At 67.7% G+C, this 10,670-nt stretch carries 9 protein-coding genes; 1 reads left to right on the top strand and 8 read right to left on the bottom strand.

Features of this window, described 5'->3' with window-relative positions:
• Window positions 1-659 precede the first annotated feature (659 nt).
• Both ACTOWK_RS21535 and ACTOWK_RS21530 read right to left on the bottom strand, forming a co-directional pair.
• A complete protein-coding gene (locus ACTOWK_RS21535) occupies window positions 660-1,007 on the bottom strand; it encodes an antibiotic biosynthesis monooxygenase family protein (RefSeq protein ID WP_441332133.1) in 348 nt (115 codons plus the stop codon).
• On the bottom strand, window positions 1,004-1,348 hold the full coding sequence (locus ACTOWK_RS21530; protein WP_441332132.1) for an NIPSNAP family protein: 345 nt from the start codon (window positions 1,346-1,348) through the stop codon (window positions 1,004-1,006). Before ACTOWK_RS21530 ends, ACTOWK_RS21535 begins: the two co-directional genes overlap by 4 nt.
• Window positions 1,349-1,452: 104 nt before the next feature.
• On the opposite strand from ACTOWK_RS21530, the gene ACTOWK_RS21525 reads away from it, so the two are divergent.
• On the top strand, window positions 1,453-2,142 hold the full coding sequence (locus ACTOWK_RS21525; protein WP_441332131.1) for an ArsR/SmtB family transcription factor: 690 nt from the start codon (window positions 1,453-1,455) through the stop codon (window positions 2,140-2,142).
• A 40-nt stretch (window positions 2,143-2,182) separates the two neighbouring features.
• Here the strand turns inward: ACTOWK_RS21525 and ACTOWK_RS21520 are convergent, their stop codons facing one another.
• The 6 genes from ACTOWK_RS21520 to ACTOWK_RS21495 form a co-directional block, all read right to left on the bottom strand.
• Window positions 2,183-2,962, bottom strand: a complete 780-nt coding sequence (locus ACTOWK_RS21520) for a YdcF family protein (RefSeq protein ID WP_441332130.1) — start codon at window positions 2,960-2,962, stop codon at window positions 2,183-2,185.
• A 16-nt stretch (window positions 2,963-2,978) separates the two neighbouring features.
• Entirely contained in the window at window positions 2,979-4,232 is a 1,254-nt protein-coding gene (locus ACTOWK_RS21515; protein ID WP_441332129.1) for a glycosyltransferase family 4 protein, read from the bottom strand.
• Window positions 4,233-4,238: 6 nt separating this feature from the next.
• Window positions 4,239-5,891, bottom strand: a complete 1,653-nt coding sequence (locus ACTOWK_RS21510; protein ID WP_441332128.1) for a heparinase II/III family protein — start codon at window positions 5,889-5,891, stop codon at window positions 4,239-4,241.
• Between the two features lie 43 nt (window positions 5,892-5,934).
• Complete coding sequence (locus tag ACTOWK_RS21505; protein WP_441332127.1) at window positions 5,935-8,088, bottom strand: bi-domain-containing oxidoreductase; 2,154 nt, start codon at window positions 8,086-8,088, stop codon at window positions 5,935-5,937.
• Between the two features lie 116 nt (window positions 8,089-8,204).
• Entirely contained in the window at window positions 8,205-9,302 is a 1,098-nt protein-coding gene (locus tag ACTOWK_RS21500; protein ID WP_441332126.1) for a hypothetical protein, read from the bottom strand.
• The gene (locus ACTOWK_RS21495) at window positions 9,299-10,630 is read right to left on the bottom strand and encodes a hypothetical protein (RefSeq protein ID WP_441332125.1); all 1,332 of its coding nucleotides are present in this window, start codon (window positions 10,628-10,630) and stop codon (window positions 9,299-9,301) included. Before ACTOWK_RS21495 ends, ACTOWK_RS21500 begins: the two co-directional genes overlap by 4 nt.
• Window positions 10,631-10,670 lie beyond the last annotated feature (40 nt).

The raw sequence follows: 10,670 nt of genomic DNA, 5'->3' as shown, positions 1-10,670 counted from the left end.
AAGCTTTACAGGCGGCCGGTGAACTTCTCTATTGAGGACGTGCTTGCGGTGGGGTGATGCACTTGGATGTTGACTCCGCCTTACCTTTCTTTTGTTGCTTATGACAAAAGAAAGTAACCCGCCGCTTTAGTGGCGGAAGCTTTTGGCGTTTGATCTAGATCTTGCTTGAGCGAGACGCTGCAAGACCGTCGCAACGATGTCGCGGCTTGCGCCGCTCCTACCCTGGCTCCAGCCGGAAGCATCGCGAGGTTGAGGCGCCGTGGTCGCCGCTTCTAGGGTAGGAGCGACGCGAGTCGCGACCACGCCCTGTCGGCCTCCGGCGTTTCGATCAAGCAAGAGCAAAGCTTCCGTCCGCTGACGCGGCCGGGTTACTTTCTTTTGCTAAGCCCAAAAGTCCCACAGGGAGTTCCTTCGGTCAAAGGTAACCAAAGAAAAGGGCTCTCCTTGACGAAGCTCCCCTGCGAGTTCGATGCGCGCGCGGGGATTTTTCGATAAGACGTCCCTGTCTTATCGAAAAACGGCGCACGTCCTGTGCGCCGCCCTCCGGGTCTACGATCGCATCGGGAGTTCGGTACTGCGCCAAGCTCATCACGGCAACGGCAACGGCAACGGCAACGGCAACGGCAACGGCAACAGCAACAGCAAGCGTGTCGCTTCGATCACCCACCATGCCGCAGCCGCGAATCCTCCGGCGCCTGCGCACGATCATCCAAACCGTAATCGCGCCGCACCTCGGCCACACGCAGCCGGTAGTCGGCGAAGATCGAATGCCGGCCGGCCTCCTGGATCTGCCGGTGCAGCTCGAGGTTGCGCCATTGCCGGACGGCGTCCTCGTCGCGCCAGAACGACAGCGACAACAGCTTGCCGGGTTGGCTCAGGCTCTGGAAACGCTCGATCGAAACGAAGCCGTCGATCTGCGCAAGCAAGGGCCGCAAGCGTTCGGCGGCATCGAGATAGTCCGACTGCCGATGCGGCTGCGGCAGCGCCTCGAAGATCACCGCGATCATGCCGCCGTCCCGCTCGTGGAGGGCATACGAAACGCGGCATCGACGATCTCCAGCCAACTGCGTTCTTCGCGCAGGATGAAGCGGTGTTCGCAGGCGAAGGCGAAGTTGCCGCGGCCTTCGGCATCGTTCCTGAGGCGGGCGCGGTAGGCCTCGTAGTCGGCCAGGCTGTCGAAGGCGATCAAGCCCCAGGCGATGTCGTTGCTGCCTTCGTGCGGCAGGAAATAGCCGACCAGGTCGCCGCCACAACGCGGGATGATGCGGCCCCAGGCCTCGGCGTAGCGGCGGAAGGCATCGAGCTGGAAGGGGTCGAGCTGGTATCGGATCATGCAGGCGATGCGCATCGTTCGGCTCCGGTGTCGGTGGCCGGCACCATAGCGATTGCCGTCGGGGCGATGCTTCGCTCAGTATCGAAGTATTCCCGCCGGGTGTGATGCAGGATCGCCGCATGGATATTTCCGCCAACCTCAACCGGGTCGCCGCGCTGATCGGCGACCGTGCCCGCGTCGACATCCTGACCGCGCTCATGGCCGGACGCGCCCTCACTGCGACCGAGCTGGCCGAGGCCGCGGGCGTGGCCCGGCCGACCGCCAGCGCGCATTTGTCGGCGCTGACCGAGGCGCGCCTGCTCAGCGTCGAGAAACAGGGGCGGCATCGTTATTTCCGTCTTGCCGACGACGACGTGGTGCACCTGCTCGAAGACTTGATGCGGGTGGCTTACCGCATTGGGGATGCGCCGATCCAGGTCGGGCCGAGCGACCGGGCGTTGCGCCAAGCTCGGGTCTGTTACGACCATCTGGCCGGCGAGTGGGGCGTGCGCGTGCACGACAGCTTCGTGCGCCGCGGGTTCCTGCGCCTGGGCGAGGACGACCTGCAACTCACCGACAGCGGCCGCGGTTTCGTCGCCGAGGCCGGGATCGCGCTCGATGCCCTGCCGCGCACGCGTCGGCCGCTGTGTCGTGCCTGCCTGGATTGGAGCGAACGCCGCCATCATCTCGCCGGCGTGCTCGGTGCGGCCTTGCTGGATCGTTTCATCGCCCAGGGCTGGTTGCGCCGTATCCAGTACTCGCGCGCCTTGAACGTGACCGCGCGCGGCCAGCGGGGCCTGGCCGCGTTCGTCGACGATCCGGCGCGCTAGCCGCGGCGTCGCATCGTCGCATCGGCACCGACGCGGCGGGTCAGTCTTCGACGCCGAGCCCGGCCGCGAACAGGCCCGCGTATTCCTTGAACGCCTCGCCGCTGCGGCGCAGGGCGCGGCGGGTCGGCCACCACGGTGGCGCCGCAGCGTGCTTCGGGACGGGCTCGAAATCCTTCTCGGCCGAGGGCAGCGGCAGCACTTGCAGGCCTTGGCGCTCGAACAGCGCACGCGCGCGGCTCATGTGCAGCGATGAGGTCACCAGCGCGACCCGGCGCCAGCCATGCCGGCGCGCCAGTTGGGCGCTGTGGCGGGCATTGTCGCCGGTGTTGCGGCTGCGCTCGTCGAGCACCAGCGCACGTTCGGGTACGCCGAGCTTGCGCATCGCCACGGCCATGTCGCGTGCCTCGCTGACGCCGTGGGTGCGCGCGGTCGGGCCGCCGCTGAGCAGGATCGCCGGCGCGCGTCCGCTATGCCAGGCGCGCGCGCCGAGGGCGACGCGGTTGCCGGCGAGGCGGGGATCGTCGGCATCGCCTTGTTCGAACCAGGCGACGCTGCCGATGCCGCCGCCGAGCACGACGATGGCATCGACCGGAGGCAAGGTTCGTTCGGACCGCGGCGGATAGCGCAGCGCCAAACTATTGCGCAGGGCGTTGGAGGCCGCCGGCAGCGACCACAACAGCGACCAGGCCAGGCTGAGGCCGATCAAGGCGAGCGCGCTGCGGCGCCGGCGCAGGGCGAACGCGAGCAGCGCCAACACCAGCAAACAGCACGACAGGTGCAGCGGTTCCAAGGGCCACGCCAACCACCGGCCGATGTTCATGATGCGGCCGCAGGCCTTACTTCGGCACCCGCGCCAGGTCGGCGGTGTCGTCGTCGAGCAGGCGCGCCAGCGCGTCGGTCATCAACGCGGCCTGGCGGTCGCGCGAATACGAGGGCGCCGCGGCGAGGCTGGAATCGCGCAGGCGGCGCATGCGGCCGGGGTCTTCGACCAGGGCCAGGATCGCCGCGGCCATCGCCTCGGCGTCTTCCGGCGGCACGCACACGCCGCAGTCGGTGCTTTCGACGATGCGGGTCGCTTCGCCGCGCGGCAGCGACATCAGCGCCGGAATGCCCATGCCCATGCCTTCGAACAGCTTGGACGGGATCACCCCGGAGAACACCGGGTTGTTGCGCAGCGGGATCAGCGAGATGTCGCACAGGCTCCACAGCTTCGGCATCATCTCCTTGGGCTGGCGCGGGATCATGCGCACGTTGCTGAGCCCGCGCTCGGCGACCAGGCGTTCGACCCGCGCGCGTTCGGCGCCGCTGCCGGCGAAGAAGAAGGCGATACGCGGGTCGTGTTGCAACCGTTCGGCGGCGTCGACGACTTTCTCCAGGCCGTGGGCCATGCCGTGGGTGCCGAGGTAGCCGACCACGAAGCGTCCGTCCAGGTCGTACTGGCGGCTCAGTGCCTGGTCGCGCGCGGCCGGTGCGTAGCGTTGCAGGTCGACGCCGTTGAGCACGACGTGGATCTTGTCGGCGGCGATGCCGCGCTGAATGAGTTCTTCGCGGAAGGTGTGGGTGACCGGCACGATCGCGTCGGCGCTGCGGTACAGGAACATCTCCAGGCGTTCCAGCGCACGCACCGCGGCGCTGCGCTGCATGGCGCCGACCGCGGTGATCGAGGCCGGCCACAGGTCGCGCAGCTCGAACACGAACGGCCGCCGGCGCAACCGCGCCAGTGCCCAACCACCGAGCGCGCAGAAGAACTGCGGCGAGGTCGCCACGACCACGTCGTGGCGCGGCTCGAACAGCCCGGCGACGACCGAGGCGGCCATGAAGCTCAGATAGTCGAGGGTGCGCTTGACGAAGCCTTCGTTGGCGGTGATGTAGGTCTTGACCCGGACCACGCGGATGCCGTCGACGGTCTCGACGCTGCGCCAGGCGTTGCGGTAGCCGTCGAACAGCTTGCCCTCGGGGAAATTCGGCGCGCAGGTGATCACCGTCACCTCGTGCCCGGCGCGCACCCAGCGCACCGCGTGCTCGTAGGTGCGCGTGGCCGGCGCATTGCCTTCGGGCGGGAAATTGTCCGACAGAAACAGAATGCGCATGAGAACTCAGCAATCCCAGTGGAACGTGGTGGTGAGCGCGCCGGCCTCGGGCGTCAGCGCGATTTCGAGGACGTCGCAGGCTTGGCTGAGGCCGAAGCCGGGGTGATAGGTGCTGCGGGCCGCGGCGGTCGTTGCGGTCGCCGGTTCGACCTGCCAGCGCACGGCGCTGGATTCGTCCAGGCGCAGTTGCGGGCCGTCGAGACGGACGCCGGGCATCAGTCGGAAGCGGGCCACGGCGCGCTCGAACTCGCCTTCGATGCGGTCTTCGATGCGCAAGCCGCCGGCTTGCAGTACCCAGCGCCGGCGATGCAGCGGCCGGCCCTTGAGGCGCCGGTAGCCGTCGTGGGCGGCGCTGAGCCACAGTCCCTGGTCGTTATGGCCGTGTTCGACCGCGAGCGGATGGGCGCGGCGGGCGACGCGGAAGCTGCTCCAGACCTCGGAGGAGTCCTCATCGTCGATCTCGACCGTGTTGTGCGAGGCGGTGCCGCGCTGCCACAGGCGTTCGGCGCCGATGTCGTAGCGCGAGGTGCCGGCGTTGACCAGCACCCGGCGTCCGCGGATCGACAACTCGAAGCTGAGGGTGTCGGCATGGGCATGGCCGGGCAGATAGGCCGGTCCGATTTCGCCGACATCGGCGATCAGCACCGCATTCGCGCACTGCAGCCGCACATAGCCCGACACCGGCAACAGCTGCACCGCATCGTCGGATGCCGGCGGCACGGCGACGCCGAGCAAGCGCGCATACGTCTGCAACTGCGCCAGAGTCGGGGCGATGCCGTGGGCGGCGTCGTTGAAGAAGGCGATGCCGCCGTCCGGATGGGTCATCACCGCCAGCCAGCCGAGCATGCGGCTGGCGCGGTTGCGCCATAGCTCGACCTCGCGCTCCGGAAACGCGCCCGGGAACAACGCGGCCAACTGCACCAGGTCGAGCAGGTCCTCGAGCAGGATCGCGTGATACATCGGGCTGCGTTCGAAATGACCGCCGTCGGCGAGGATCTGCTCGTCGATCTCGGCGCGCAGGCCGCGCAGGCCGACGTTGCGCCAGCGTTCGGCCTCGGCGCCGTCGAAGAAGGCGCCGGCGAACAGCAACGCCTTGTAGTTGGCCCACAGATGGTTGCCGAGCAGATGCCGTTCCAGGCGGCCGCGTAGATAACGCGCCTGAGTCGCCAGGCTGTTGAGCACGCTGCGGCGCAAGGCCGGGTCGGTGACGGTGTCGCCGGCGCAGCACCATTTGACCCAGTTGACGATGCGCAGCGACAGGCAATACGGCTCCCAGCCGTTGCCGGCGGCCGGCGGATTGGCCGCGATCCACTGCCGGATCAGGTCGCGATGCCAGGCCAGCCGCGCCGCCGCGTCGTCGGCGTTGAGGTCGTCGAAGTAGTGCAGGTTGTACAACCACAGTTTCGGCAGGGCGGTGCTGTTCCAGTCGTCGCCGGCGATCTCGTGCTCGTCGTTGAGGAAACGGAAACGCTGCGCGCTCAGCATCGAGGCCGCGCGCGCGCAGCCGCGCCAGCGATCGCGCACGACCGCCGGCGGCGGCGCCGGCGAATCGTCGATGCGAGGCCGGTGCAGGCGATGCCAGGCGCGCCCGTAGATCTGCACGGCGCGCAGATGGCGCACCGTATGCCACAGGCGCGGCACTCGCGACGACGAGGTCACGACCGTACTCCGCGTGAAGGCAGGATCAGGCGGCGCATGGCATTCAGACCGAGGCGTCCAGTTCGATGGTCACGCGCGCCACCTCGAACACGTCTTCGGCCGGGATCGGCGGCGCGGCCTGGCCCTTGACCGCCTGGATGAAGGCCGCGGCGCACTGCGCCTGGCCCTTGTCCTGGCGCCACAGGTTCATTTTCTTGAAACCCGGCCAGCCGTAGCCGCGCAAACGGCGGAAGTTGTCCAACTGCAGCACGCGGCCGGCGGTGAACACCTCCAGGCGCTCCTTCGGGAAACTCTTGTCGCCGTTGGCCAGGTAATGCACGGTGCCGAACGAGCCGTCGGCGAAACTCAGGGTGAAGCTGACCCGGTCGCTGCGGATGCCGGCGCCGGGGACGTTGCCGACCGCGGTGAGTTGGTGGCCGACGATCGGCGAATCGGCGAGGAAGCGCAGCAGGTCGACGAAGTGGCAGGCCTCGCCGATCAGGCGTCCGCCGCCGAGCTGGCTGTCCTGAGTCCAGTGATTGGCCGGAATCGCGCCGGCGTTGACCGTCATCACGAACGACTTGGGCTCGCGCACGCCGGCCAGCAGGCTGCGCATCTTCTGCACTTGCGGGGCGAAGCGGCGGTTGAAGCCGACCATCAGCACCGGCGGGCGGCCGTAGACCGAATGCTCGGAGTAGGCCTTCTCGATCGCCTGCAACTCGTCCAGGGTCAGGCACAGCGGCTTCTCGACGAACACGTGCTTGCCGTGGCGCAATGCCTTCAGGGTCAGCTCGGCATGGCTGCCGTGCTGGGTCGCGATCACCACCGAGCCCACGCCGTTCTCGCGCAGGGTCGCATCGGTGTCGGTGCTGGCGTTGCGGAAGCCGAACTTCTTGCCGAAGTGGACGCTGCTGACGCCGCCGCTGGACACCACCGTGTGCAGCTCGGCGCCGGCCTTGGCGAAAGCGGGGATCAACACGCGGCCGGCGTAGTTGCCGGCGCCGATGAAGGCGATCGCGTCGCCGCCCTTGTCGTTGCCGGCAGTCGCGGCCGAGGCCTTGACCGACAGCGGCACGGTGCGGCGGACCAGGGTTTCCGGAATCGCCTTGTCGCGGCCGTAGTCGAGGACGATGCCGAGCGAAGGCTCATGACCGCCGAGCAGGGCATAAGCCTGTTCGGCCTCGGCGATGGAATAACGGTGGCTGATCAGCGGCGGCGCGTCGATCGCGCGGCTGGCCATCATGTCGAGCACGGCCTCGAAGTTGCGTTGCTCGGTCCAGCGCACGAACGCGACCGGGTAGTCGTTGCCGCGTTCCTCGTAGGACGGGTCGTAACGGCCCGGGCCGTACGAGCACGAAACCTGGAACGACAATTCCTTCTCGTAGAAATCCGCGCGCGACAGCTCCAGGCCGGTCACGCCGACCAGGACGATGCGCCCGCGCTTGCGGCACATGTGCGCAGCCTGCGAGACCGGTTCGTTGCTCTTGGTCGAAGCGGTGATCAGCACCGCATCGACGCCGCGTCCGCGCGAGAACGCCTGCGCCGCGGCCAGCGGGTCTTCGCCCTTGGACAGGTCGACCGTCTCGGCGCCGTAGCTGCGCGCGATGGCGAGCTTGGAGCTGTCGAAGTCGATGCCGAGCACGCGGCAGCCGTGGGCGCGCAGCAGTTGCACGGTGATCAGGCCGATCAGGCCCAGGCCGGTCACCACCACCGCCTCGCCGAGGCTCGGCTGGACCAGGCGGATGCCTTGCAGGGCGATCGCGCCGAGCACGGTGAAGGCCGCGGCCTCGTCGCCGACGTTGTCGGGAATCTTCACGCACAGGTTGGACGGCACCGCCACCACTTCGGCGTGCTTGCCGTTGGAGGCGATGCGGTCGCCGATCTCGAAGCCGGTCACGCCGGCGCCGACGCCGATCACCGTGCCGACGTTGCAATAGCCCAGGGCCAGCGGCTGGTCGAGCTTGCTGCGCACCGCGTCGACGGTGGTGGCCAGGCCGTCGGTGCGGATCTTCTCCAGCACCATGCGCACCTTGTCGGGTTGCTGGCGCGCTTTCTGCAGCATGTTGGCCTTGCCGAACTCGACCAGCATGCGCTCGGTGCCCGCCGACACCAGGGTGACGTGGGTGCGGATCAGCAGATGGCCGCGACGCAGGGCGGGGGCGGGCACGTCGGCGATTTCGGTGCTGCCGTCGCGCAGGTTTTGCAGGACCTGTTGCATGGTGATTCCAGTACGTATCGAGAGGGGGGATGCTGCGCCGGCCTTGGGAGCCGCGCGGCCGATCGGTAGGCTTGCTCAGTGAAGCAGGGAGATCCGGCGGGTTTCGCGCTGAAGGCTCATGGGGTCAGGCTCGCGCATTCGGCGATCACTCGCGCCATCGCCGTGTCCCAGGCTTCGTAACGCAAGGTGCGCAGACCGGCGCGGCGTTGTTCGAGCAGGGCCGGCTGGTCGGCGATGCGCAGCAGTTGCTCGCTGAGCTGGCGGCTGTCGCCGTAGTCGCAGAGGAAACAGGCCTGGGCGTCCTCGAACGGCTGCGAAGTGCTCAGGCCGGGGTTGGTGAAGAACGGAATCTCCAGCGCCGCGCAATCGAACCACTTGTTCGGTTCGGCCAGGCGGTTGATCTCCAGCGAGGGGTCGTAGAAGGCCAGCACCACGTCGGCGCTGAGCAACAGCGCCAGCGCGTCTTCGTTGCTGACGATGCCGCGGTAGTGCGGACCGAGCAGCTCGGCCAGACGCTTGGCGTCGTCGCCGAGCAGGCGCCCGGCGGCGACGAACTCGATGCGGCCGGCGGTCTGCTCGATCGCTTCGCGCATCATGGTCGCGCCGCGTTCGGGCGAGATCAGCCCGCTGATCAACACGCGCAGGCGGCCGCTTTTCGGCGGCAGTCCGGCGGCCAGGCTGCGGGCGCGCTCGATCACGTCGGTGTGCGGGGTGTTGCGGACGATGCGGATGTTGGCGGCGTCGCCATCGACCGCGCGCGAGGCGCCCGGCAGCACGTGCAGGGAAGCGCGGCGGCCGACGAAGCCTTCGACCCATTCGATGATCCGCTTGATCGGCTTCGGCCACGCGTAGCTCTTGGACAGCTTGTCGCGGTCGAGGAAGACGTATTGGCAGCGGCGCACCGAGGCGACCAGGGCGCAGGGCAGGGCCGCATCCAGGCGCGAGCAGAAGTAGATGCCGGCGCGCGGTTGCACGAACACGCGCAAACTCAGCCAAGCCACCCAAAGCGCGTAGCCGAGCGCATTGACCGCGCCGCCGCCCCAGGAGCCGAAGCTCAGCAGCACTTTCACCCGTGGCAGTTCGGCGGCCTGCTTGTCGCGGCTCCAGATCCAGAACTCGTAGGGAATCGACGCGCTTTCGAGCACCTTCGACAGCTTGCTCAAGTACGGATTCTTCAGGTACGGGTTGCCCTGGCCGAGAATGATCGCGTTCATGCCGTCACCAGCCTGGAGCGGATCGGCCGGTTGCCGAGGTAGCTCACCGCGAACAGCAGCAACACGGTGATGAAATAACGGCTCCAGCCGCCGAGCAGTTCCATATACAGAAATCCAATCGAGAACATGAAGATCGAGAAGCTGTAGATCACCACGCCCACCGGGGTGACCGTGCGCAGCCGCGAATAGGCGTTGCGTATCAAGGCCAGGCAGATGCCGTTGACCGCGCCGAACAGGATCAGGCCGAGCATGCCGAAGTTCATGTAGCCCTCGGTCGGCAGGCCGGTGGTGTAGGAGGTCAGCTTTTCGCCGTCGAGGGTGTAACTGCCGGGATAGATCATGTTGCGAAACGCCGGGCCGCCGCCGAAGGGCTTGTCGGGCCAGATCGCGCGCGGCACCGGATTGACCGCGGCGGCGAACAGGGTCTCGCCCCACAGCGGCTGCCAGGCGTAATCGTGCTGGGCCAGCCAGATCAGGTTTTCGCTGTTGCCGAAGGCGCCGTTCAAGCCGTACACCAGCAGTTCGGTCGGGTCTTGCCCGCTCAAGGCGGACGGGCCGGCGCTGTCGAGGGTGGTGCGGATCTTGGCCCAGGCCGAGAAGCCCAGCGCCAGCGCCAGCATCACCGGCAACAGCATCAGCGCCTTGCGCAGACGCCCGGGGAACATCGACAGCGAAGCGAACAGGATGATCGCGATCAGGCTGAAGACGAAGTTGCGGTTGCCCATCGCCACGAACGCCACCGCGATCACCAGCACCGTGGCCGAGATCGTGATCAGCCGCCACAGCGCCGGGCTGCGTCCGCGTTCCTTCTTCTCGGCCAGGTAATTGGTGACCAGGATCGCGCCGTAGCAGATCGCGGCGAAGGCCAGCACCACCGCCGGGCCCAGGCCGCGCCGGATCACGATGCGGTCGCGCATATAGTCGGCGAGGTCGTGGCTGGCGATGGTGCGCGCCAGGTACAGCACCGCGGCCATCGCCGGGATGCCGACCAGCACCAGCACGCGGCGGCGTTCGCGCGCGGTCAGGCTGCGCACCTTCGGCAGCGACGGCGTCGAGAACCCGCCTATCGCCAGATAGCCGCCGATGCCGGAGATGCAGAACATCACCGACAGCATCAGCGCCATGGCTTTGGCGTCGGTCGAGTAATAGAACGGATAGGACTGGATGCCGCGCAATTCCTTGACCCACGGCATGAAACCGTAGATGAAAGCCATGCCGAGCAGGAAGGCGTAGATCGGCTTGACGAACATACGGTCCATCCGCCCGCCGACGCGCAAGAACGTCACCAGGGTCAGGCTCGTGAAGAAGATGAAATAGAGAATCGCCAAGACGACGCCGTGATTGATCCGTCAGTGCTGCGGTGAAGGG

Source organism: Lysobacter sp. CA196 (assembly GCF_052078695.1).
GTDB lineage: Bacteria > Pseudomonadota > Gammaproteobacteria > Xanthomonadales > Xanthomonadaceae > Lysobacter.
This window is presented reverse-complemented; position numbering and strand designations above follow the sequence as displayed.